Origin of the sequence: Bradyrhizobium sp. CCGUVB4N (genome assembly GCF_024199945.1) — a bacterium.
In the GTDB taxonomy this organism is placed as follows: domain Bacteria; phylum Pseudomonadota; class Alphaproteobacteria; order Rhizobiales; family Xanthobacteraceae; genus Bradyrhizobium.
The window spans coordinates 4,976,159-5,000,265 of sequence record NZ_JANADP010000001.1; the positions used below are offsets into that span (position 1 = coordinate 4,976,159).

The window sequence follows — 24,107 nt, forward strand, 5'->3', positions numbered from 1 at the left end:
CCTGCTGCAAAGGGGAAGAGCGCTGTGAAGGCTGTTCGTTATTACGGACGGAAGGACATCCGTGTCGAAACCGTCGATGAGCCCAAAGAGATGGGCGCCAACCAGCTTCTGGTGAAGCCGCTGTGGACCGGCATCTGCGGCACTGATCTTCACGAATACATCGCTGGCCCCATCGTCACCCCTGCTACGCCGCACGTCTTCACTGCGGCGACGCTGCCCCAGATTCTCGGACATGAGTTCTCGGCCGAGGTGCTGGATGTTGGTCGCGAGGTGACGCATGTCCGGCGCGGCGACCGCATCTCCGTACAGCCGCTTGTGATGCCGATGAACGACTACTACAGCCGGCGCGGCCTCAATCACCTCAGCGAAAAGATGGGTTGCGTCGGTCTCAGCTGGGCATGGGGCGGCATGTCCGACCTCGCCGTCATCAACGACTACAACGCGGCAAAGGTGCCCGAGTCCATCAGCGACGAGGAAGCCGCGATGATCGAGCCGGCTGCCGTCGCGCTCTATGCGGTCGACCGCGGCGGCGTACAAGCCGGCAGCACGGTGCTGATCGCGGGGGCCGGCCCGATCGGCGCTCTGACAATCCTGTGCGCGCATGCGGCGGGTGCCGCCAGAATCTATGTGTCCGAACCCAATGCCTCGCGGAGGAGAACGATCGAGAGCTGGGGGATCTGCGCCGGCGTCTACGATCCCAAGACGACGGATGTGGTCGCGCGGGTCAAAGAGCAAACAGAAGAGAATGTCGGCGTCGACATCGCCATCGAGTGCGTCGGCAACGAGAGCGCATTGAACACCTGTGTCGAGGCCGTACGCCGGCGCGGCGTCGTCGTTCAGGCCGGCCTGCATGTCGGCAAGGCCTCCACTGACCCGATGCTCTGGGCGCTGAAGGACATCACCATCGAGGCGACCTGGTGTTACCCCATCACGATGTGGCCACGCATCATCGGGCTCGTCGAGTCCGGCAAGTTGCCGATCTCAAAGATCATCGACGGCCGCATCCGCGCGGAGGACGTCGTGTCGAAGGGCTTCGACGTGCTCACTGCTCCGAGCAACGACAAGCTGAAGATACTCGTGTCCACGCAGCTTGCGGCACCGTCGTGAGACGACGCCGACACCGGAGTTGATCCAGAGCGACGTTCAAGTCGCCACGGTCATTAAAATCAAAGGGGAGGAATATCAATGAGAGCTACCGTCGCGAGTTGCCTGTCACTTGCCTGCCTTGCCTTGGCGACATCAAACGCGGCGCAGGCGCAATATTCCGGTGCGCCACGCACGTTCCTGTTCAACCCGGCGCTCGACGTCTGCATTCGTGACACCGCGAAGTTCAAGAAGGCGCCGCCCTACACCATTGGCTTCTCCAATGCCGGCCTTGGCGACAGTTGGCGCGTGGTTGGCCTGCACTCGCTTCAGAAGGCTGCGCACGACCATGCCGACGTGGTGAAAAAGCTGCTGATCACCGATGCCGGCCATGACGATGCCAAGCAGGTCGCCGACATCCAGGACCTGGTGTCCCGCGGCGTCGATCTCCTGATCGTCAGTGCCAACACCTCGCAGGCGCTCGATCCCGCCGTGACCCAGGCGACCGAACGCGGCATCCCGGTCGTGATGGTGGACCGCCGGGTCGATTCCGACAACTTCGTCACCTTCGTCACCGCCTCCGACGCGATGATGGGGCGCCTGTTCGCACAGTGGATCGTCGAGAAGCTGAACGGCAAGGGCAACGTGATCATCCTCGGAGGCCAGGCCGGCTCCAGCCCCAACGAGAACCGTGTCAAACCGGCGATGCAAGTGTTCTCCGCCTATCCCGGCATCAAGATCCTGGAGACCGTCTACTCCGACTGGAGCCCGGTCAAGGGTAAGCAAGTGATGCAGGCGATGATCGCCAAGTACGGCCACAGCATCAACGCGGTGTTCTCGCCGCACGGATTGCAGGTACCCGGTGCGATCGAGGCCTTCCTCGATGCCGGTTGGAAGGGCAGCGAGATTCCGCCGATCACCTCGGCCGACATGAACGGGCCGATGAAGATGGCCATCAAGAACAAGTTCCCGCTGCTCGACATTGACTATCCGCCCGCGATGATGGGCACGGCTCTCGACGTCGCGCTCAAGGTGCTGTCCGGCGCCTCGGTGCCCTGCGTGTATACGATCAACAGCAACATCGTGCTGACCCACGGCGACGAGACGCCCTCGATCCCGAAGCCCGACATGTATGCCGAACAGCACATCGTTCCTGACGGCCCGGATGACATGCTGGTGTCCGGCGGCATGGGCGCCACCTACAATCCGAGCACGTTCAAGATCGACTATCCGCACTGAACCCGGAACAATGGCGTATCGGCGGGGCCGGTACGCCAGAGGGGCGAGACGGGCCGCATGCTGACGCTCAAAGCGATCTCCAAGAGCTATCCCGGCGTACGCGCCCTCAGCGGCGTGAACCTCGACGTCAGACCAGGAGAGATCCATGGCCTGCTCGGCGAGAACGGCGCCGGGAAATCCACCCTGATCAAGATCATCGCCGGCGCGGTGGCGCCCGACGAGGGCGAGATCATTTTCGCCGATCAGCCCGTAAGCTGGACATCGCCACGCGAGGCAAAACTCGCCGGAGTCCACGTCGTTTATCAGGAGTTCGCGCTGTTCCCGCAGCTGTCGGTCGCCGAGAACATCTTCCTCGGCAACGAGCGACGCAACGCGATCGGTCTGGTGGACCACCGGCGCACAAGGAAAGAGGCAGCCGAACTGATGCGCAAGCTTGGCGTTGCCCTTGACCCGCGCGCGACGGTCGACTCGCTTTCGGTCGCCGACCAGCAGATGGTCGAGATCGCGCGCGCCATGACGCACAATGTTCGCCTGCTTATCCTCGATGAGCCCACCGCCGTGATCGCCGGGCGCGAGGTGGAGCTGCTGTTCGAGCGCCTGCGCCGGCTGCGCGAAACGGGCGTCTCCGTCCTCTTCATCTCACACCGCCTCGATGAAGTTTTCGCGCTGTGCGATCGCGCGACCATCCTGAAGGACGGTCGTCTCGTCGGCACACAGGATACCGCCGACGTCTCGCGCGAGCGGCTGATTTCCATGATGGTCGGCCGCGATCTCGGCGATCTGTTTCCGCCACGCTCGGCCGCAACAAGGACCGATCAAGCCGTGCTGCGGACCGACACCATTTCCGTCGGTGACAGGGTCCGGGATGTTTCCATCGAACTGCATGCCGGAGAGATCGTCGCGCTGGCCGGCATGGTCGGCGCCGGCCGGACCGACCTCGCCCTCGGCCTGTTCGGTGCGGTCCCGATCTCGAAGGGCACCCTCCACATCGCCGGTGAGCGCATCACGGCGATGTCACCCGCAAAGGCGATCCGGCTCGGCATGGGCCTCGTCACCGAGGATCGCACGTCGCAGGGCCTTGCGATGCTGCTTGACATCGCCGCGAACATCTCCGGCCCGGCGCTTGGCGAGCTTACGCGCTACGGCATGATCGATCGTGGCAGAGAAGCTACGATCGCCAGTCGCGAAATCGAGCGATACCGCATCGCCTGCCGCGGACCTGCAACGCCCGTCGCAACGATGTCCGGCGGCAACCAGCAGAAGGTGATCATTGCACGCTGGGCACGCCTGTGCAGATCGGTTCTCATCCTCGACGAACCGACGCGCGGCGTAGATGTCGGCGCAAAGGCCGACATCTACCGCATCATGCGCGAGCTGGCCGATTCCGGCCTCGCCATTCTGATGATCAGCTCGGAACTGACCGAGGTCATCGGCATGGCTGACCGCGTCATCGTCATGCGCGAGGGACGCGTCACCGGCGAACTGCCGGGGCGCGACGCCACGGAGGAAAGCATCATGCATCTGGCCACCAGCGAGCGCGCCGCATGACCACGATCGCTGCCGCTCGACTGACGACGCCCTGGTGGCTGCGCGCCAACGCCGGCCTCGCCGGCGTGCTCGTCCTGATCGGCGCCGTCTACACCATCGGCGCGACGGTGTCGGACCGTTTCCTGTCGCTGGGCAACCTGCTCAACGTGTACGAACAGACCACCGATCTCGCACTCGTCAGCATCGGACAAACGCTGACCATCCTCAGCGGAGGCATCGATCTCTCGGTCGGCTCGCTGATCAGCCTGACGTCGTGTCTGACGTCCGGCCTCATCAATGGCAATCCGGACCGTGTCGCTCCAGTCGTCATCGGCGTGCTCGCGCTCGGAACGCTCGTCGGAGTGGTCAACGCCGGTTTGGTCGTCGCGCTCCGCGTTCACCCGCTGATCGTGACACTCGGCATGGGTGCGATCCTCCAGGGCATGACGTTACTCTACGCGCTGGGGCCCGTCGGCCGCGTGCCGCGCGACTTCAGTTTTGTCGCCTACGGACGCATCGCAGGCATTCCGATCGGTGCGACGATCGCGGTGATCCTCTGCGTCCTGGTCGCGCTGTTATTGCGATATCTGCCGCTCGGCCGTCAGATCTACGCACTTGGAGATGACGACAACTCGGCTCGTCTCGTCGGGCTGCGACGAACCCGAATCCTGATGCTGGTCTACGGTGCTTCCGGTTTCTGCTGTGCCGCCACCGGACTTTACCTCGCGGCAAGGTTCGGCGTCGGACAACCCTATACCGGCGTCAACTACACTTTGGCCTCGATCACCCCGGTGGTGCTCGGCGGCACGTTGCTGAGCGGCGGCAAAGGCGGCGTGATCGGCACATTGTTCGGTGCCTTCTTGATCGCGCTCCTGAACAATCTGCTCAATTTCATGGACGTGTCGAAGCACTATCAACTGGTGGCGCAGGCGGTCATCATCATCCTCGCCGTCTCCGTCTATATCGAACGCCGCAGGCTGGGGTGACCAGGAGATGTCGGGCTCCATCGAGATCGCAGGCTCCGTCGCGCCATCCTGGTCGGTCCGCAGCGTCATGGCACGCTATGGCGTGGCCCTCACCTTGCCGCTGCTGCTCCTGCTCGGCGGCGCGATGTCGCCGGCCTTCATCAGTCCCGGCAATCTGTCCAATCTGCTGCTGCAGGTCGCGCCGCTCGCGATTGTCGCGATGGGACAAAGCCTGGTGATGATCGTTCGTGGCCTCGACCTCTCGGTCGCCTCGATGATGGCGACCGCCGCGGTGATTGCGACTGGCTTCTCGGGGGCTGACCAGAATGTCCCTGCCATCATCGCGACCGCGATGGCGGTCGGTGTCGCCGTCGGACTGCTCAACGGCTTCCTCGTCACCAAGCGCCAGGTATCCCCGTTTCTGGCAACGCTAGCGACAATGATATTGCTGCAGGGTTTCAGGTTCGTCTATACACAGGGTGCGCCGTCCGGAAACGTGCCACCGTTCTTGCGCCTGCTTGGATCCGGCAAGTTTCACGGCATGCCCTACAACGCGCTGGTTCTGTTGGTATTGGCGGTCGTGCTTGCCGTCGTCCTGCATCGCTCCGCATTCGGAAGACGGATCTTTATCGTCGGCGGCAATCCCGTGACCGGGCGCCTCCTCGGTATCAACTCCGATGCCGTCACGATCGTCTGCTACCTGGTCTCGAGTTGTCTTGCTGCCATCGCCGGCCTGATCCTGAGTGGCTATGTCGGGCTTGTCGATAACTGGGTGGGACAAGGTTACGAACTCGATTCCATCGTCGCCTGTGTCGTTGGACGCGTGTCGCTCAGGGGCGGACAGGGCTCCATTCTCGGGGCACTGACGGGGACGGCGATCATCGTCGTCATTGCAAATGAGGTGATCCTGCTCGGCGTTCCCGTCCAGGCTCAGCTGATCATCAAGGGCGTCGTCATCATTCTCGCCGCCGCGATCTATATCCGAAAGGACCGCCACTAAGCCGCCTTTCATATCGCGCTCGACTGCACGCGCGTGGCTTTCTCCCGTAGCCACGCCTGTGGCCGGCTCGGCTCGAAGGTCCGGTCAGCGGCCTGATCAAGAGGAACACCGGCGAACTGCGAAGCACAACCTCTCGCCGCAAGCAGCTGATCTTGCTGTCGAATTCGAATGATTGCGAATGATGGAGAACAATATACTGGCGGAAGAGGTGTCAACCGAAGGGAGCTGAATTTACGGACGAATTTCGATTTTCTACGGTTCAACCTACGCCCTGCCCCACGACCGTCTTAGGCCTCACGTCATGATAGCAATTTGGGCTGTTCAAGCTTGCGCCGATTGTTGCGACGCCCTCTTTTGCGACGAGGGACCTTTGCAATCTCTCGAAACACAACTCGCGGCTTAAGGTGATCGGGAGTATTTTCCTCGGCCTCGTAGAAGAGGAGTGATTGCTCTAGTTCGTCTTCCTTTCGGAGCACGGCTTTTGGTTCTTCCAGTGTGGGCCATTCTTTGGCTGGAGGAAGTTTGGGGCGGTTCAAGACTGGATCCAATGCCTGTCTCTCCTCAGGGGTGAGGTGCTGCGCTATGGCATCGAGTTCTGCTCGGAGATTCCCGAGTTCTTTCTGGACATCATGCGGGCTCAACTCGCCAACTGATTTTTCCAGTTTCTCGAGCCGCTTGCTGAAGCGATACAACTTGCCAGGAGTCTTTAGCCGCCGTTCGAATCGGTAGACCTCCTCATTCGGAACGCCGGCTTTTTTGATGAAAGGAGTACAAACGTCGACTGCGAATTCCCTTGCATCACCGCACATTTCAACAACGCCTTCTTTGAACCCCTTGTAGTTCGCGACAAATCCGTAAGTAGCCAGCAAAACGGAGAAAATCGAGCCCACCACGGTGACACGGGTGACCAGCGATCCTTCTTCGATTTGAACTTCGATTTCGACTTCGCCACCATATATGTCGGCGGCTGCTCTGACGGCGATGCGTTTTGCGTAACGCCCCAGCGATTGGATATCGCGGCGCGATGCGGAGTATGGCTTCAAATGAATGTATGCTTGAGCAAGTTCTGTCACTGAATCCCCCTAGCGAGAGTTCAGCACGAAACAACCTCTAACTGAAGCCGGGGAACAACGGGGTATTGCTGATACTCAACAATCATGTTGCCAACGCTCCGCAAGCAACTGACATCGTTGTATTTTCAGATTCGAGACTTTAGTCCAATCTCGATGAGCTGCTGGATCGCATCCGCTGGCGCGGCCCCTGCAAAGCGCGCGACCCATTAAAAGGGCATTTCGTCGCGAGGCGGCCGGGCTTTTGCCTGCGCCGCCTCTTTGCGTTCTGTCCGCGGCTCGCTCCGCGCGTGGTCGACCGCTGCCCTCGAAAGGTCCGCGGCCTGAGCATCGGCGGAAGCGCGGAGCCCTTTGCGAGCATCGTACCGCCGTTCCCAGGCTTCCTCGGCGGCGAGCATCTATCGAGAGGGTTCGCCAGTTGCTCGGACGGATCTGTGAACGCGGCGTCGAGTTGCAACCGGTCCCAGATCAGGCGCGAGAATACCCGCTTCGGGTGGGGCATCCAGCCAAGCTGCACCATCTGGTCAAACGTGATGTTGCTTACGCCAACGTAACGAGCTGATTCATCGCGCGACATACCGCGCGGCGGGTAGGCAATCTGATCTGGCCAGAGGGTCATGCCGACTCGTTATCACGCGCACCGCCGCCAGCATGTTGACAATCTACATAAGTAATTGTTTGCACAGGTAATTTGTAGTTGCGCCTGCCCTTCTATTGCGATTGGATGCTTTGATAGTCAGGGGAGGATTGGAATGGGGCTATTTGGGTCTCGGCAACAATGGAATGAAGTCTACCTGATCAATACCCGCAGGGTCGTCGGACGCAATTTCTTGGCAGTGCTATTCTGGCTTTGGGGTATTGCTGGATTCTTTGTCGTGATCGTCGACGCTCTCGACACCATGTCGAAGCTGCAATCTGGCGTCGGAGTCGGACAGTCATCCTTCCTAGCCGCGATAGCCGTCGTCTGGATCGGCGGCATGGTCTTTTTTGGCCTTGGGGCGCTGCTGGCCGGCAGCGATATGGAAGTCGTGCAGCGTGCCGAGGACTACGGTGACGTGAGAGTGGGACGATAATGAAGGAAGATTTGAACCAAGAATTTGAGACATTTCTTTCCGACTGGACCGCAAAGAACTTAGGAAGCTTGGGTGATCACACAGATCCGAGCGATCAAAGATATATAGCTGGTGTCCGCGCAGACCGATTAAAAGAGGATGCAGAAACGGCGGGATTCGCTGTTGAGATTCGACGATTGAGCTTTAATTTCAAAGGCGGGCTACGCGAATACATCCAAGTTGCTTATGAGCGAGCGGAGTTTCGTCGGAAGTTCGGCGACGACGTTTGAAGATCGGACGATGACCATTCCACTTTACCCCAGCGAAGACGAAATCGCCGCCCTCGTGCTAGGTGAAAAACGCGCCAAGGAGTGGCCGTCCCTGGCGCTACACCTCGAAAATAAAGAAGGTCTGCCGAGAGTCGACAAGCAGATGGGCGGCAGGTTCTGGCCAGCAATTGACGGCTATTTTCGCCAGCGGCACGGAATGCATCTGATGCCACATGCCGGTGACGCGCCTCCGGCGCGCCGCGTAGCCGACCACATCCAAGTCATACCGACTCCCGATAAACGATGACCAAGTTACTTTTCCAAACCACACGACTGCCGCCCGCCTAGCCCCATCGAACGCGGGACAACAGCGTCAATTCGCCGGACCCGATACCGTACTCATCCTAAGCCGAGCGCGTATTCAACGAGATTTGGCCAGTGAACAGCAATAGCATTCTTGTGATAGGCGCTTGGGTATTCGCGTTTGCCTACGTTGCTTGGGAAACGCATAAACGTGATGTCCGCTTGTTGGGACGTTCGCTTCAAGGGGAGAACGAATCCGTTCTCCAAGCGATTCGCGAATGGTTTAAGGCTTTAGGATTTCTCGCGGCGTCGATTGCCGCGATTTTCGCTTTTTGGCAATTCACCTTGGCCAACCATAGATTCCAAGTTGACCAGCGACCGTGGCTCAGCATGACTCCAGCAATGCTGGCCGACGTTCAACTCGGCTCAACTGGTTTAACATGGCGGTTAGATTTTTCATTGAAGAATTCAGGCCTAACACCCGCACTCCATGCCGCGGTGTCACAACAAGCAATGTTTGGAGCCTTCACTCCCGAAACAGAAAAGGCTGAGACGTGCGCGAATGCCGAGTCTTCGAACTCGACCCGAACGATCTTCCCCCGCGACGAACTTCCCTGGTCAAGTACAGGTATTCTTTCAAATGCGAAGATCGAAGCCTATCGCGCGATGTTAACAGGAAGCAGAGCCGCAGCATTTATTGCTCCACTCGTACTTGTCTGCATCGCCTATAAATCAACCCTTGATTCTGAATTTCATCATACTGTCTATGCGCTCGTTTTGACTCTCGATGAAGGCGTAACAATCGATACGCCACGCGATAAGCAGATTGACCTCCACGGATTCGTTCGCGAGCTTCCCTTCGACCGCATAGGATCGGCCGACTGACGATCATTTTGGAACCCCGTCGGGGCCGCAGTCCAGGCCGCATCAATCCGCTGTGCTCCCGCTGGATCATCACACTAGCTGAAGCTTTCGCGCTTTGCGCTCAACGATGTCGCGCTTCAGCCGGCTCATTTCCGGTTTTGGGTTACTGGCGTGCCAACGATCCCAATTGATTGCCCCCGGACTCAATAGTCCGCCGATCTGATCATCCCAGCGGTCGACGATGCGTTGCGAGACTCCGTCTCCCGCCAAGTGTCCGCCTAAACCCACGTCCCACCCCACGTCGAGCGCGAGGACGCCATAGTGCGTGGTCGAACACCACAGGAGAGAAATGTCGGGAAAGCGCTTTGTAATCAAGCACTTGTCCAACACGGCATGACAGATTAGGACAGATTGGGATTAGCAGGTGGCGGAAGGGGTGGGATTCGAACCCACGGTACCCTTGCGGGCACGCCGGTTTTCAAGACCGGTGCCTTAAACCACTCGGCCACCCTTCCAAGCCTTGATATTGTTTAGCTTTTCGCCACGTCGCAGAGACCATTTCGAGGACTCTGCTACCGCTTTGCTACCCAACGTCGTCGGTTCGCTTCTTTATGGCGGCTCGCATGGCGTCGTCAACCGCTGCGGCCACTTCGCCCTGCATGTTCGGCGTCAGATGGCTGTAAATGTCCATCGTGATCGCGATTGACAGGAAGCGCGACCAATAGCGGCTCATGACGCTCCCTTCGACTGATGCGATGACAATAAGGCCCGCCGGCTGCCGCTGGCGGGCCTTCAGCATGTGTGCCGTTCAGGCAGCGCTAGAACTGACTTGAAGACAAAATCGGTCCGGATATGCCGCTGTTGTTTCGGTTGTTGCCATAGCTGATCACGTTTCCGGAGACGTTTTTGATACCGGTGGTGTTGTTAAAAAGGTCATTATTCGACAGCCGCGTCGTACCACCTTGATTCAAAATACCTGTTACGTTGTTCGAGATCGCATTGTTGGTTGCAGCAATGTTGGCACCTTCGTTGTCAATCCCGGCGGTGGTATTGCCGGACAGTTCGCTATTGGCGATGGTGGCATTGATGCTCGCGCCGAGGGAAATTCCGAACCCGTTGTTGAATGACCTGAAGTTGTTGATCTGCAATTTCAGGGCGCCACCTGTTGCGGCTCCCAATCCGGCCCCGGCAACGTTCCGTGCGACGGAATCGATGATCGTGAGGGTCCCGGCAGTCGGACGAACATCCGCAATCGCCTGCTGCGAGAAGTTCGACATCGTCACGTTTTCGATTGAAACGGAGTTCGCGGCGAGAATATTGATCGCCCTGAGTCCGAGAGTTGTCCCCGCACCGTCGATGCTGAGGTTGCGCAAGACGACATTGCTCCCGGGAGAGTTGACGTTGATGCCGTTGGTCCCCGAGGCCAGGATGGAACCAAATGTTCCACCGCAGTCGATTGTGATGCTTTTGAGAATTGTTACCGTTCCAAATCCACCCGCATCGACGCAATCGATTTCGCCGCCATCTGCCGTCTGGGCAATCGCCCCGGCAAAGGTCTTGCAAGGTGCGGCGCGGCTGCACGCATTTACGTCGTCGCCCACACCTGACACCCAGGTTCGCGTCGCCTGAGCCTGGGCAGGGACTGACGAGACTGACAGACAGGTAAGACCAACAAATAAGGCCCATCCAATTATTCGGCGCATGGCTTTCTCCAAAAATCCAAGGATAAGCCCAGTCGTCCGTCGTCCGCCTCAACCGCACGGTTGAGATCGATCGTCTCAGCCACGTTTCTTACAGAACGGCTGCCGCCGCCTTTCCGCCGGAACGGGATCTGTCAGGCGCCCGTCAGTTTGGTGCTTTAGCCTCGGTCGGGACTGGCGATGCCACCCAGGGCGTCGCCGGTCGCGAGGCCCGGTTGGATTCGCCTCCATTTCCGGGCCTCGTTTGGCTTCGCCGGCAAAACAAAACGCGGCGCCCTTTTGGGGCACCGCGTGAAATCTTGTTTGTTGCGATGATGGTTGTTGTTGCGTCGGCTCAGTAGCCGCAATTGCCGCAAGCAGGCTGCACCGGTGCGTAATAGGAATAGCCCGGCGACACCATCTCGACGCGCTGGCGCGTGGCGTATTGCGGCGGGATGCGCTCGTACTGGACGCTCGGCGGCGCCACCATCACGGTCTGCGGAACCATCACGGTGCGGTACTGCGCCGGCGTGCGATGCGCGACGGTCGAACCGGGCGACACCATCACGGTTTCGTCGACGGTGCGGTATTGCGGCGCGACGTATTGCTGCTGATAGCAGGTCGTGCACGGCTGCGGCGGTGCGTAGCAATTGTAGCAGCCGGCGGAGGCCGCGGTCGTCATGGCAAGTGCAGCGACGGCCGTGGAGAAAACGACAGCAAGAGTACGAGACATTAGGTTGGTGCCCCAGTTGCCCAAAATGGATTTGCGAAGGTCGATCGCAGTATACGCCGCAAAATCCTGAGCTGCCGAAGTTCGTTGAGGCATCCTTAATGCGAACGGCCGGTTTTCACCGGCCGTTCAGAACTTGTTGACCATGCACGACCTGCGATCGCGCCAACGTAAAGCGCGCTTACTTCGTGCGACGCTTCACTTCGCGCACCGCGCCGCGCGCAGCGCTGGTGGTGAGCGCAGCGTAGGCCTGCAGCGCGGTCGAGACGTTGCGCTTGCGCGCGGCGGGCTGCCAGGCGGCGTCGCCCTTGGCCTCCTCCGCGGCACGGCGATTGGCGAGTTCCTCGTCGGAGATTTCGAGGTTGATGCTGCGGTTCGGAATGTCGATGGCGATGCGATCGCCGGTGCGCACCAGACCGATGTTGCCGCCTTCGGCCGCTTCCGGCGAGAGATGGCCGATCGACAGGCCGGACGAACCACCGGAGAAGCGTCCGTCGGTGACGAGCGCGCAAGCCTTTCCGAGGCCCATCGATTTCAGATAGCTCGTCGGATACAGCATTTCCTGCATGCCGGGACCGCCGCGCGGGCCTTCATAGATGATGACCACGATCTCGCCGGCCACGACCTTACCGCCCAGAATGCCTTCGACGGCCGCGTCCTGGCTTTCGAACACGCGCGCGGGGCCGGAGAATTTCAGGATCGAGGAATCGACGCCCGCGGTCTTCACGATGCAGCCGTCCTGCGCGAGGTTGCCGTAGAGCACAGCCAAGCCGCCGTCCTTGCTGAAGGCGTGCTCGAGGTTGCGCACCACCCCCTTCTCGCGATCGGAATCGAGCTCGTCGTAGCGGCGGTCCTGGCTGAAGGCGACCTGGGTCGGGATGCCGCCGGGCGAGGCGCGATAGAAGGTTCTGATGGCCTCGCTCTTGGAGCGCTTGATGTCCCAGCGCTCCAGCGCCTCGTTCATGGTCGGCGCGTGCACGGTCGAGACCGACGTGTCGATCAGGCCGGCGCGGTCGAGCTCACCCAGAATGCCCATGATGCCGCCGGCGCGATGCACGTCCTCGACGTGCACGTCGGCGACCGACGGGGCGACCTTGCAGAGCACGGGCACGCGGCGCGACAGCCGGTCGATGTCCTGCATGGTGAACTTCACCTCGCCTTCATGGGCGGCGGCCAGGAGATGCAGCACAGTGTTGGTCGAGCCGCCCATCGCGATGTCGAGCGTCATCGCGTTCTCGAACGCCTTGAAGTTCGCGACGTTGCGCGGGAGCACGGAGGCGTCGTCCTGCTCGTAATAACGACGAACGAGATCGACGATGGTGTGGCCGGCCTCGACGAACAGGCGCTTGCGGTCGGCATGGGTCGCGACCACCGTGCCGTTGCCGGGCAGCGCCAGGCCGAGCGCCTCGGTCAGGCAGTTCATGGAGTTGGCGGTGAACATGCCCGAGCAGGAGCCGCAGGTCGGGCACGCCGAGCGCTCGATCACCTTGACGTCCTCGTCGCTGACCTTGGAGTCGGCCGCAGCCACCATGGCGTCGATGAGGTCGACCGCCTTGGTCTTGCCCTGCAGCTTGACCTTGCCGGCTTCCATCGGGCCGCCCGAAACGAACACGGCGGGGATGTTGAGCCGCAGCGCGGCCATCAGCATGCCGGGCGTGATCTTGTCGCAGTTGGAGATACAGACGAGGCCGTCGGCGCAGTGCGCGTTGGCCATGTACTCGACGCTGTCGGCGATCAGCTCGCGCGACGGCAGGCTGTAGAGCATGCCGTCATGGCCCATGGCGATGCCGTCGTCGACCGCGATGGTGTTGAATTCCTTGGCGACGCCGCCGGCCTGCTCGATCTCGCGGGCGACGAGCTGGCCGAGGTCCTTGAGGTGGACGTGGCCGGGCACGAACTGGGTGAAGGAGTTGACCACCGCAATGATCGGCTTGCCGAAATCGCCGTCCTTCATGCCCGTCGCGCGCCAGAGGCCGCGGGCGCCCGCCATGTTACGGCCGTGGGTGGTGGTGCGGGAGCGATAGGCTGGCATGGCGATTTCCGTCCTCGGGTTTGACCGGCCGGGCGGGAAAATATGGAGCCGCCTCAGGCCTTTCCGGCCGGATAGCGCACGGGGTGGGCCGGCGCAACGGGAACTTGCCTCGAAAGGGCCCAGATCGGCTCGGTGCAGGCCTCCCCTGCTCCCGGCGCGGCCATTTCGTAGCCTGGATGGAGCGCAGGGCTACGGGCCCTACTGCAGCGTCGGATCCAACCGATCGCGCAGCCAGTCGCCGATCACGGACACCGCCAGCGTGGTCACCACGATGGTGGTCGCCGGCGCCAGCATGATCCAGGGCGCCCGGGTCAAATATTCGCGGCCATAGCCGACCATGTTGCCGAGGCTGGTCATCGGCGGCTGCACGCCGAGGCCGAGGAAGGACAGCCCTGACTCCATCAGGATCACCTCGGGGAAGACCAGCGTGGTCGAGACGATCAGGGTCGAGGCGATGTTGGGCAGGATATGCCGCAGGTAGATCCGCGTCGGCGTCGCCCCTAGCTGCCGGACCGCGGCCGCGTAGCCCTGCGCATTGGCGGAAATGGCGAGGCCGCGGGCGATGCGGGCATAGCGCTCCCAGCCGAACAGGCCCATCAGGCCGATCAGCAGCGGCAGTGAATTGCCGAAGAAGGCGAGCACGGCGAGTGCCATGATCAGGAACGGCATGCTGGCCTGGAAATCGGTCAGCATCAGCACGAGCTGCTCGATGCTGCCGCGGAAATGCGCGGCCAGAAAGCCGAGCGTGGTCCCGACCACGGCCGAGATCGCGGTCGCGCCGAAGGCGATCAGCAGCGAGATCCGGATCGAGACGAGAAGGCGCGACAGCACGTCGCGGCCGAGCTCGTCGGTCCCGAGCCAGTGCGCGACATTGCCGGGCGCCGAGAGGCGGTTGCGTAGATCGAATTGGGTGTAACCATAGGGCGCGATCTTCTCGGCCAACGCGGCGATCACCAGCATGGCGACGATCCAGCCGATCGCGAGCGCGACCGAGACCGGGATCGCCGGCAGGCCGATGCGGCGGCGGACGTTGGATTCCAGTTTTAACGCGTTTTCTTTACGCGAACCGGAATCCACTTCGCTTGAAAACGCTTTGCTATCCTTCAGCGTCGCGTCGGTCATGCGTGGGCCCCTTTGGCGCGCAGACGCGGATCGAGGAAGCCGTAGAGGAAATCGACGATCAGGTTCGACGTGACCATGGTCAGCGCCACCAGCAGCAAGATGCACTGCACCACGGCAAGGTCGCGGTTGGCAACGGCGACCACGAGCAGGCGCCCTACTCCGGGCCACGAAAACACGCTCTCGACCACCACCGCGCCCGCAATCAGCGTACCCACCATGAAGCCCAAAATGGTCACAGTCGGGATCGCCGCGTTCGGCAACGCATGCGACGTCACCACCTTGCGCCACGGCACGCCCTTCGCCGACGCCGTGCGGATATAGGGCTGGCCCAGCACCTCCAGCATGGCGCTGCGGGTGAAGCGCGCCAGCACGGCGGCGCCGCCGAGGCTGAGTGTCGCGATCGGCAGGATGGCGTGACGCCAGCTGTCCTGCCCGCCCGATGGCAGCCAGCCGAGCTGCACGGCGAAGACCAGCACCAGCAGCAGCGCGAGCACGAAGCTCGGCACGGTGAAGCCGGCGACCGCCGTCATCATCACGGCGCGGTCGATTGCCGAACCGCGATGCAGCGCGGCGTAGATGCCGGCGGGAATGCCCAGTGCAACCTTGAAGACAAAGGCCGGCAGCGTCAGCGCCAGCGTTGCCGGGATTCGCTCCAGCACGAGCTGGATCGCGGGCCGCCCGTCACGCATGGAACGGCCGAGCTCGCCCTTGGCGATCGCGCCGAAGTAATCGAGATACTGAAACCAGATAGGATCATCGAGGCCCCAGGCCTTGCGGAAGGCCGCGAGGACTTCCGGCGGCGCTTCCGGTCCCAGGATCATCAGCGCGGGATCGCCGGATAGCCGCAGCACCACGAAGGCGAAGGTGACGACGAGCACGATCGTGAGCGCCGCGCGACCGATCCGAATGGCGAAATAGCGCCCCATCACGCCGCGTCCCGCGTTTCGGCCTGCGGCCCGGTGACGAGATGGCAGGCCACCTGGCGGTCGCCGCCAACGGCAGCGAGTGTCGGCACCTCGCTGGCGCAGCGCGCCATGGCGCGCGGGCAACGCGGATGGAACGCGCAGCCGTTCGGACGAGCGGCCGGGTTCGGCGGATCGCCCGCCAGCACGATACGGCCTGCGCTGCGGCGGCCCGGTGCGGGGGACGCCGAGACCAGCGCCTGCGTGTATGGATGCTCAGGACGGCAAAAAGATCGTCAGCGCTGCCGATCTCGACGATGCGGCCGAGATACATCACGGCGACGACATTGCTGATCTGCCTGACGACCCGCAGATCGTGGCTGATGAACAGCATTGTCAGCCCAAGCTGTGCCTGGAGATCGGCGAGCAAATTCACCACTTGCGCCTGGATCGAGACGTCAAGCGCGCTGACCGGCTCGTCGCAGACGAGGAAATCGGGTTTCGTCGCCAGCGCCCGCGCCAGCACGATGCGCTGGCGCTGGCCGCCGGAGAGCGCGCCCGGATAGCGCGCGCCATGCGCGGGCGTCAGCTCGACGGCGCGCAGCAATTCGCGGACGCGGTCCTCACGCTCGGAGGCCGTGCCGAGGCCATGAATGTCGAGGGGCTCGCGGATCTGGGTCGCCACCGGCAAACGCCGATCCAGCGCGCCGAGCGGGTCCTGAAAGATCATCTGCATGCGGGCGCGCTGTGCACGCCACGCCGGCATCCCCGGCGCGGCCATCGCCTTGCCGTCGAACCGCACCTCGCCGCGATCGGGCGGCTCCAGGCCGAGCACGATGCGCCCCGTCGTGGATTTGCCCGAGCCGGACTCGCCGACGAGACCGAGCGTTTCGCCCTTGGGAATGCTGAGCGACACGCCATCGACGGCGTGCACGGCCGTAGCCCGGCCGAACATCCCGGAGCGCATCGCATAGCTGCGCGAGATCGAGGACACCTCGACGAGCGGCGCGCTCATTCGGCGGCGATCCCGAGCAGCGCACGTCGCGAGGCTTCGGCGCGGATGCAGGCGACCGCGCGATCGTTTGCGATGGGCGCAAGCGTCGGCGCCGCAAGCGCACAGGGCTCGGCTGCCAGTGCACAACGTGGCGCGAAGGCGCATCCATCAGGCATGTGCGCGGGATCGGGTACGGTGCCGGGAATGGCGGTGAGACGCCGGCGCGGCCCATCGAGCGGCGGCAGCGCGCCGATCAGTCCCTGCGCATAGGGGTGCACGGGATCGGCAAAGAGCTGGTTGCTAGGTGCCTCCTCGATGATGCGGCCGGCATACATCACCGCGACGCGGTCGCAATTCTCCGCGACGACGCCGAGGTCGTGGCTGATCAGGACCATGGCCATGCTCATCTCGCGGCGGATCGTGGAGAGCAGCTCCAGGATCTGCGCCTGGATGGTCGCGTCCAGCGCGGTCGTCGGCTCGTCCGCGATCAGCAGATCGGGATTTCCGGCCAGCGCCATCGCGATCATGATGCGCTGGACCTGCCCGCCGGAGAATTCATGCGGATAGGCGGACAGCCGCCGGCCTGCGTCGGGAATGCCAACGAGATTGAGCAGCCGCAGTGCCTCGGCCTTGACGGCCTCGCCCGAGAGATCGCGATGCAAGGCCAGCGCCTCGCAGAGCTGCCTGCGGATGGTCAGCACCGGGTTGAGCGCGCTCGCCGGATCCTGGAAGATCATGGCGACACGCCCGCCCCGCACCTGGTCGAGCTCCGACGACGGCGCACCGAGGATCTCGCGTCCATCGAGACGGACAGAGCCCGAGACTTTTGCGTGCCGCGGCAGCAGGCCAAGCGCAGCGAGCCAGGTTACGGACTTGCCGGAGCCGGACTCGCCGACGAGGCCCAGGGCCTCGCCCTTTTCCAAGGTCAGATCGACGCCGCGCAGGACCGGCACGCCGTTGAAGGCAACGCCGAGCCCCTGAATGCTGACGAGCGGCGCCACGGCCTCAAGCCTCGAAATTGCCGGCGCGGAAATCCATCGCGAAAGCGGGCGAGGCTTTCCACTTGATCGACTTCGGCTTGGCCGTGAAGGTCGCGTTCTGGTGCAGCACTGTGTAGGCGGGGTCCTCGCGCTCGGCGATCTCCAGCATGCGGTGGAACGCCTTCTTGCGCGCGGCGCGGTCGGTCGAGGTCTCCAGGAACTCCGAGAGCTTGTTCAGCTCCGCGTTGGTCCATTCGCCGATCTGCTGCTGCTGGCCGTTCGGACCGTGCTGGGCAACGATCGACGACACCGGATCGTTGAAGGCCGCGGAGTTCGACCAGTCGCGCACGGCGCGGGTCGGCGCACGTTCCATGATCTGCGACCAGTTCTCCTTGGTTTCGATCTGGACGTTGAGGCCGACCGACTTCCACATCTCGACCAGCACCTGCGCGGTCGCGACCTGGTTGGTGTAGTAGTTGTTGAGCAGGCGATAGGGAATCGGATCGCCCTTGTAATTGGCCTGCTTCAACAGATCCTGCGCGAGCTTCGGATCGTAAGCCGGCACGCTCCAGTCGGCGTTGAACATGTCGCCATAGAATTCCCACTGCAGGCCCTTCGGCACGCGGGTGCGGCCGGCCCACAGGCTGTCGACGATGGCCTGGCGGTCGATCGCGTGGGTGAAGGCGCGGCGGACCAGCGGATTGGCAAGCACGGCGTGGTTCTTGTCGAACACGGTCAGGCGATGATTGAGGATGGTGCCGCCCTGCACTTCGAACGCGGCATTCTTCTCGATCCCGGCGATCTGGTCCGGCGGGATGTCGCAGGCGAACTGGTATTCGCCGGACAAGAGTCCATTGATGCGGCTCGCGACCTCAGGCACTTCCAGGAAGCGGATGCGCTTGAGCGGCGGACGGCCGCCCCAATATTCGTCGTGCGCTTCCAGCGTCAGCGAGACGTCGGGCTTGAGCTCGACGACCTTGTAGGGGCCGGTAGTGATCGGCTTGCGCGCCCAGTCGAGATAGCTTGCGGATTCATCCCAGGCGCGACGGTTGGCGATGTCGGAGCCGTAGCGCGACAGGCGGCCTTCGATGGTGACGTCGGGCGTCGCGTTGTAGAAGCGCACCGTGTACTTGTCGACGGCATCGACGCGGACGAGGTCCGGCCAGATGCGGCGCGCGACCGCGGGCACGTCCGGCGGCAGCTCCTTGCCGGGCTTCGGCATCGGGATTTTTTCGAAAGCCTGGATGGTGGAGCGGCTCTTGGCTTCGGTCTCACCGAACATACGCTCGCGGCTGAAGGTGAAGACGACGTCTTCGGCGGTCAGCTCGTCGCCATTGTGGAATTTCACGCCCTGGCGCAACTTCACCTCGACTGTCTGATCGTCGATGCGGCGCCATTCGGTGGCGAGCCCCGGCACGGCCTCGAGATTGCCGCGGAAATTCTTCGAGATGAGGCCTTCCCAGATCGAGGAGAAGAACACGCGCTCGCCGACATTGGACTGCTCGCGCAGCACGTCGAGCACGTTCGCATTCGTCACCTTCTGCACGGCGATCGTCACCGACGGACGATTGTCACCCTGCCCGATCGCAAAGCGCGGCAGCAGCAGTGTGCCGGCGGCAGCGCCACCGGATTTCAGGATGGTACGACGGGTAAGCTTGCTCATGACGATGACCCCTGCCCTCTGCGATCTGGTTATTCGGCGAGACCGAGCGCGGTGAGATGCGCGGCACCCTTGCGGACGTCATCGTGGTTGCGCAGCTCGAGGATCAGCCGCGGATTGGATGTCAGCCGGCCCAGCGCGCGGAACAATGCGACCCAGGGGATGTTGCCTTCGCCCGGCGCCCAATGCCGGTCGGCAAAGCCGTCGGTGTCCTGCAGGTGCACATGCGTCAACATGTCACCGGCGGTTTCGACGTAATAATCGACCGGCGGCGCGCCGGTGGAGATGTGGGCGTAGTTGGCGTGGCCGGTGTCGAGCGAGACGCGCACCTTGCTGCTTTCGAGCGCCTTGGCGAGACGCACGCGGTCGCGCGGGTCCTTGTCCTCGATGTTCTCGATGACGATCTCGCAGCCGATGGTCTCGGCGCGGGCGATCACCTCCGCCAGCGTCGCCTTGACGCGCTCGACGATGTTGGCGCGGCTGTCCGGATAGAGATCGAGATTGTTGTGGTCCCAGGTCGTGAACGGCGAATGCATCACCATCTGCGTCGCGCCGAGGAATTCAGCGGCATCAAGGCCCTGCAGCAGCCGCCTGGTCACAGCCTGGCGGATCAGGGGATCGTGGCTGTCGATCTTGAAGCCCCAGAACGGGCCGTGGATGCCGAGGCGGCCGGTATGGCCTGAGAGCATCTGCTTGATCTCGGTGGCGGCGCTGCGCCAGTCGCCGTCGAGCAGATCGGCGCGGAAGAAGTCCTGAATTTCGAGATCGCGTTGTCGCTCCAGAAGCCAGTCGCGGTGAGCGGGGATCGATTTGATGGATAGTGCGGCGCCCAACACCGGCTTCGACATGGCTTGCTCCCTTGGCCGTCAGCGATGACGGGGAGCAGCGCTAGACCAGTTCAATGACAGGCCGGTGAAATGCGGATTCGGGAGATGTGGACATCGCGTCGCGCGTTTGCATCGATTTCGGGGAGCACCGAGCGCACCGCGTGCAGGCGCATGCATGCGTGCGCGAAATCAAGCGCGATTAAGTCCGTAGTGATCCGGAATGGTATCCTATGCCGATCTCACGTACATCGCGGACATCGATCGGCGGCCTTCACGGGGCATCACCCTCTGATCGCGCACCACGGGGTTGGGGGACCACTTGGGGCGGGGGCATCAAAGGCTGGGGCAAGGTTACGAGGTCCGGACTCCTAGGCACTCCGGACCTCGTGCTTTCTGAGGTTGAACGTGATTTCGCGCCGCCGGCTTGATCAGCCGTGCGGCGCGAAGTCGTTCTGGATTGCCCTCTTCGCTTACTTCGGCACGTTCCGCTCGAGATCCTCGAGCCAGGCCGCCGCACTCGAATCCGACGGCGCACGCCAGTCGCCGCGCGGCGACAGCGATCCGCCGGCCGAGACCTTGGGCCCGTTCGGCATCGCCGAGCGCTTGAACTGGCTGAAGGCGAAGAAGCGACGCAGGAACACTTCAAGCCAGCGCCGAATTTCCGGAAGATCATAGGCGCGGCGCTTGTCGGCCGGGAATGCCGGCGGCCACTCGCCCTCGGCGACGTCCTTCCAGGCCTGGAACGCCATGAAGGCGATCTTCGACGGCCGCAGACCGAAGCGCAGCGTGTAGAACAGGTTGAAATCCTGCAGCTCGTAGGGTCCGACGGAGGCTTCCGTGCTCTGCGGCTTCTCGCCCGGCTTGACCGGAACCAGCTCCGGCGAGATTTCGGCCGACAGGATCGAGGCGAGCGTCCCGTTCACATCGCCACTGAACTGCTTTGAGGCGATCACCCAGCGGATCAGATGCTGGATCAGGGTCTTCGGCACACCGGCGTTGACGTTGTAGTGCGCCATCTGGTCGCCGACGCCGTAGGTGCACCAGCCCAGCGCGAGCTCAGAGAGATCGCCGGTGCCGATGACGATGCCGCCATGATGGTTGGCGAGCCGGAACAGATAGTCGGTGCGCAGACCCGCCTGCACATTCTCGAAGGTGACGTCGTAGACCTTCTCGCCCTTGCCGAAGGGATGGCCGATGTCCTTGAGCATCTGCGTGGCGGTGGTGCGGATGTCGAGTTCCTGCCAGTTGGTCTGCAACGCCTTCATCAGCGCCAGCGCATTGGTCTTGCTCTCGCTGCCGGTGGCAAAGCCCGGCATGGTATAGGCAAGGATGTTCTCACGCGGCAGGCCGAGCAGGTCGACGGCCTTGGCGGCGACGATCAGCGCATGGGTGGAATCGAGACCGCCTGATACGCCGATCACGACGCGCTTGGTGCCGGTCGCGCGCATGCGCTGCACGAGGCCGGCGACCTGGATGTTGTAGGCCTCGTAGCAATCCTGTTCGAGCAGGCTTTCATCGCTCGGCACGAACGGGAATCGTTCGACCTTGCGCAGGAAGCCGATGTCGGCGGCCGGCGGGGTCACGGCGAAGCTGATTGTGCGATAGAAGTCCTCGCGCTGCCGGCGGTTGTCGTCGAACGTGCCCATCAGGGCGCGCTCCTGCCGGAGCAGGTCGAGGTCGACGTCGGCCAGCGTGATCTGGCCCTCCTGCCGGAACCGCTCACCCTCCGCCAGCAGCACGCCGTTCTCATAGATCGAGGTCTGGCCGTCCCAGGCGAGATCGGTGGTGGATTCCCCTGCCCCCGCGGCGGAATAGACATAGGCCGCAAGGCAGCGGGCCGAGGTCGACTGGCACAGCAGCGCGCGCGAGCGCGCCCGGCCGATCGTGATCGGACTGCCCGACAGATTGATCAGCACGCTCGCGCCGGCCAGCGCCAGTTCGGAGGCCGGCGTCACCGGGATCCACATGTCCTCGCAGATCTCGACGCCGATGGTCAGGCCCGGGACGTCCTCGGCCGCAAACAGCAGATCGGTCCCGAATGGCGCATGGAGCTTGCCGATGGCGATCGCCTCGCCGGCGATGCCGGCGCCGGAGGCGAAATGGCGTCCCTCGTAGAATTCGCGATAGGTCGGCAGATAGCTCTTGGGCACGACGCCCAAAACATTCCCGCGGTGAACGACGACGGCGCAATTGTAGATGCGGTGGCCAAACCGCAGCGGCGCGCCGACGATCAGCACGGTCATCAGCGCCGTGGAGGCCTCAACAATGGTGGCAAGCCCGCGCTCGACCGCATCGAGCAGCGGATCCTGCTTGACGAGATCCTCGATCGCATAGCCGGACAGGCAGAGCTCGGGAAACACGGCCACCGCGACCGACTGCGCATCGCAGGTTTTCGCCGTCGCGATGACTGCCTTCGCATTGGCCGCGGGATCGGCCACATGGGAGGTGGTGACGCAGGCTGCAACACGCGCAAACCCGTGGGCGTAGATCGAGTGGAAGCTCATCGAGCACAGCACCTTTAAATCTTGTCGGACCGGCCGTCGCCGGCTCTGCACTCTATTTAGCCCATCGACCGGGCCCCGTGCAGGCCATCCGCCATCATGCATAACGGAATTGCAGCTGCGCCGGCCTTGGCTTGCGGGCCTTTGCTTGCAGGCCTTTGCTTGCAGGCTTGGCTTCAGGTGCCGTCAGGCGCTGCGCGCAAGCACGCCGGAGAGGTCGTTGCGCAGCCATTCCGCGATCCGGGGCCAGGCATGGGCGTGGGTCCGCGCGCCCATGAACAGGCCGAGATGGTTGCTCGGTTCGGAGGCCGCGGCAACGAAAGCCGGCGGCGTGCCGACGAGGCTGGCGGTCGCGAGCGCCTGTGTGGCCGGCACGACATCGTCGTCGAGCCCGGCCAGCAGGAAGACCGGAGACTTGACGTTCTTCAGATCGATGGCGCGACCGAAGGCCATGAAATTTCCGCCGGCGATGCGGTTCTCTCGAAAGATCCAGTTGACGACCTGGAGATAGTAGGTGCCCGGGAGGTTGAGCGTCTCGGTGTTCCAGCGGTCGAAGCGCGCGAGCAGGGCCGCGCCCTCCTCGTCCGAGAGGTCTTTCTGCAACGCCGCCGCGATGTCGTCACGGTCAGGCGCCTTCGACCAGACCCGCAGCATCTCCTCGCCGCTGACATTGCCACCGCCACGTGCGACGATCTGGTCGTAGACGATCTCGGGCGCGTTGCGGGCGAGTTGCGACAGCCTGGACTCGACCGAGAGGTCGACCGGCGCACCTGCCAACACCAGCCGCCGCACCTTGGCCGGAAACCGCGCCGCATAGAGCAGCGACAACCAGCCGCCCTGGCACAGGCCGACCAGATCGACCGGCGAGCCGATCTCGTCGACAGCGACGTTGAGATCGCCGAGATAACTGTCGATCGAGAGATAGCGCATGTCCGACGTGGCCGAGCGCCAGTCGGTGAGATAGATCCGATCGATGCCGCCCTGCTGCAACGACTGCACCACGCTGTGGCCGGGCGCAAAATCGGCAATCAGGGCCCGGTGCAGCGCATAAGGCGCGCAGACCAAGGCCGGCTGACCGGATCGCGTGCGCGAACAATCGCGCAGCCGCATGGTGGCGAGCTCCAGCGCTGCAGTGCCGGGCGTGGTCCAGGGGAGTTCGCCCTCGCCCTGCTCCGCCGGGCCGCGCTCCAGCCACCAGAAGCAAGCGTCCATGGCGAGCCGTGCCGCAGCGAACGGCCACAACACGGGGTCATCGGGGCCGCGCCCAGCGTCGCCGGGCTGTGGACCGCTCGTCCTCGCCACCATCAC

At 63.0% G+C, this 24,107-nt stretch carries 22 protein-coding genes, 1 tRNA gene and 1 pseudogene; 9 read left to right on the plus strand and 15 right to left on the minus strand.

What is annotated here, in order from left to right; all coding sequences use genetic code 11:
- The first annotated feature begins 24 nt into the window (after positions 1 to 24).
- The 5 genes from NLM31_RS22790 (at position 25) to NLM31_RS22810 (ending at position 5,814) form a co-directional block, all read left to right on the plus strand.
- Positions 25 to 1,107, plus strand: a complete 1,083-nt coding sequence (locus NLM31_RS22790; RefSeq protein WP_254193736.1) for a zinc-binding dehydrogenase — start codon at positions 25 to 27, stop codon at positions 1,105 to 1,107.
- Between the two features lie 78 nt (positions 1,108 to 1,185).
- Positions 1,186 to 2,322 (plus strand): ABC transporter substrate-binding protein, encoded by a 1,137-nt coding sequence (locus NLM31_RS22795; RefSeq protein WP_254193737.1) that lies wholly within the window; start codon positions 1,186 to 1,188, stop codon positions 2,320 to 2,322.
- A gap of 57 nt (positions 2,323 to 2,379) precedes the next feature.
- The gene (locus tag NLM31_RS22800) at positions 2,380 to 3,870 is read left to right on the plus strand and encodes a sugar ABC transporter ATP-binding protein (RefSeq protein ID WP_254193738.1); all 1,491 of its coding nucleotides are present in this window, start codon (positions 2,380 to 2,382) and stop codon (positions 3,868 to 3,870) included.
- Complete coding sequence (locus NLM31_RS22805; protein ID WP_254193739.1) at positions 3,867 to 4,835, plus strand: ABC transporter permease; 969 nt, start codon at positions 3,867 to 3,869, stop codon at positions 4,833 to 4,835. Before NLM31_RS22800 ends, NLM31_RS22805 begins: the two co-directional genes overlap by 4 nt.
- A 7-nt stretch (positions 4,836 to 4,842) precedes the next feature.
- Positions 4,843 to 5,814 carry an ABC transporter permease gene (locus NLM31_RS22810; RefSeq protein WP_254193740.1) on the plus strand — a complete coding sequence of 324 codons (972 nt, stop codon included), beginning with the start codon at positions 4,843 to 4,845 and terminating at the stop codon, positions 5,812 to 5,814.
- A 299-nt stretch (positions 5,815 to 6,113) separates the two neighbouring features.
- Here NLM31_RS22810 and NLM31_RS22815 read toward each other — a convergent pair whose 3' ends face one another.
- On the minus strand, positions 6,114 to 6,887 hold the full coding sequence (locus NLM31_RS22815; RefSeq protein WP_254193741.1) for a hypothetical protein: 774 nt from the start codon (positions 6,885 to 6,887) through the stop codon (positions 6,114 to 6,116).
- Positions 6,888 to 7,636: 749 nt separating this feature from the next.
- On the opposite strand from NLM31_RS22815, the gene NLM31_RS22825 reads away from it, so the two are divergent.
- The 4 genes from NLM31_RS22825 (at position 7,637) to NLM31_RS22840 (ending at position 9,393) form a co-directional block, all read left to right on the plus strand.
- Entirely contained in the window at positions 7,637 to 7,957 is a 321-nt protein-coding gene (locus NLM31_RS22825) for a hypothetical protein (protein WP_254193742.1), read from the plus strand.
- The gene (locus NLM31_RS22830) at positions 7,957 to 8,226 is read left to right on the plus strand and encodes a hypothetical protein (protein ID WP_254193743.1); all 270 of its coding nucleotides are present in this window, start codon (positions 7,957 to 7,959) and stop codon (positions 8,224 to 8,226) included. Before NLM31_RS22825 ends, NLM31_RS22830 begins: the two co-directional genes overlap by 1 nt.
- Before the next feature lie 10 nt (positions 8,227 to 8,236).
- The gene (locus NLM31_RS22835; protein ID WP_254193744.1) at positions 8,237 to 8,512 is read left to right on the plus strand and encodes a hypothetical protein; all 276 of its coding nucleotides are present in this window, start codon (positions 8,237 to 8,239) and stop codon (positions 8,510 to 8,512) included.
- A gap of 131 nt (positions 8,513 to 8,643) precedes the next feature.
- A complete protein-coding gene (locus NLM31_RS22840; RefSeq protein WP_254193745.1) occupies positions 8,644 to 9,393 on the plus strand; it encodes a hypothetical protein in 750 nt (249 codons plus the stop codon).
- Positions 9,394 to 9,462: 69 nt separating this feature from the next.
- Here the strand turns inward: NLM31_RS22840 and NLM31_RS22845 are convergent, their stop codons facing one another.
- From NLM31_RS22845 to NLM31_RS22910, 14 genes and pseudogenes are all read right to left on the minus strand, one after another.
- Positions 9,463 to 9,747 carry a hypothetical protein gene (locus NLM31_RS22845; RefSeq protein ID WP_254193746.1) on the minus strand — a complete coding sequence of 95 codons (285 nt, stop codon included), beginning with the start codon at positions 9,745 to 9,747 and terminating at the stop codon, positions 9,463 to 9,465.
- A gap of 50 nt (positions 9,748 to 9,797) precedes the next feature.
- Positions 9,798 to 9,887, minus strand: a tRNA-Ser gene (locus tag NLM31_RS22850).
- A gap of 68 nt (positions 9,888 to 9,955) precedes the next feature.
- Positions 9,956 to 10,171, minus strand: a complete 216-nt coding sequence (locus tag NLM31_RS22855) for a hypothetical protein (RefSeq protein ID WP_254193747.1) — start codon at positions 10,169 to 10,171, stop codon at positions 9,956 to 9,958.
- 19 nt (positions 10,172 to 10,190) lie between these two features.
- Positions 10,191 to 10,973 (minus strand): hypothetical protein, encoded by a 783-nt coding sequence (locus NLM31_RS22860; RefSeq protein ID WP_254193748.1) that lies wholly within the window; start codon positions 10,971 to 10,973, stop codon positions 10,191 to 10,193.
- Positions 10,974 to 11,406: 433 nt separating this feature from the next.
- Positions 11,407 to 11,733, minus strand: a complete 327-nt coding sequence (locus NLM31_RS22865; protein WP_254135410.1) for a hypothetical protein — start codon at positions 11,731 to 11,733, stop codon at positions 11,407 to 11,409.
- Between the two features lie 229 nt (positions 11,734 to 11,962).
- Positions 11,963 to 13,813, minus strand: coding sequence for a dihydroxy-acid dehydratase (gene ilvD / locus NLM31_RS22870; RefSeq protein ID WP_254193749.1), 1,851 nt, complete (start codon positions 13,811 to 13,813; stop codon positions 11,963 to 11,965).
- Positions 13,814 to 14,011: 198 nt separating this feature from the next.
- Positions 14,012 to 14,935, minus strand: a complete 924-nt coding sequence (locus NLM31_RS22875; RefSeq protein ID WP_375167495.1) for an ABC transporter permease — start codon at positions 14,933 to 14,935, stop codon at positions 14,012 to 14,014.
- Positions 14,932 to 15,861 (minus strand): ABC transporter permease, encoded by a 930-nt coding sequence (locus tag NLM31_RS22880; RefSeq protein ID WP_254193750.1) that lies wholly within the window; start codon positions 15,859 to 15,861, stop codon positions 14,932 to 14,934. The genes NLM31_RS22875 and NLM31_RS22880 overlap by 4 nt, the downstream gene beginning before the upstream one ends.
- A pseudogene (locus NLM31_RS22885) lies at positions 15,861 to 16,852 on the minus strand (ABC transporter ATP-binding protein). Before NLM31_RS22885 ends, NLM31_RS22880 begins: the two are co-directional and overlap by 1 nt.
- Complete coding sequence (locus NLM31_RS22890) at positions 16,849 to 17,832, minus strand: ABC transporter ATP-binding protein (RefSeq protein WP_254193751.1); 984 nt, start codon at positions 17,830 to 17,832, stop codon at positions 16,849 to 16,851. Before NLM31_RS22890 ends, NLM31_RS22885 begins: the two are co-directional and overlap by 4 nt.
- Before the next feature lie 4 nt (positions 17,833 to 17,836).
- A complete protein-coding gene (locus NLM31_RS22895; protein WP_254131509.1) occupies positions 17,837 to 19,474 on the minus strand; it encodes an ABC transporter substrate-binding protein in 1,638 nt (545 codons plus the stop codon).
- A 29-nt stretch (positions 19,475 to 19,503) separates the two neighbouring features.
- Entirely contained in the window at positions 19,504 to 20,319 is an 816-nt protein-coding gene (locus NLM31_RS22900) for a sugar phosphate isomerase/epimerase (protein ID WP_254193752.1), read from the minus strand.
- 449 nt (positions 20,320 to 20,768) lie between these two features.
- Positions 20,769 to 22,802, minus strand: a complete 2,034-nt coding sequence (locus NLM31_RS22905; RefSeq protein WP_254193753.1) for an NAD(+) synthase — start codon at positions 22,800 to 22,802, stop codon at positions 20,769 to 20,771.
- Positions 22,803 to 22,985: 183 nt separating this feature from the next.
- Positions 22,986 to 24,104 (minus strand): alpha/beta fold hydrolase, encoded by a 1,119-nt coding sequence (locus tag NLM31_RS22910; RefSeq protein WP_254193754.1) that lies wholly within the window; start codon positions 24,102 to 24,104, stop codon positions 22,986 to 22,988.
- Positions 24,105 to 24,107: the final 3 nt, after the last annotated feature.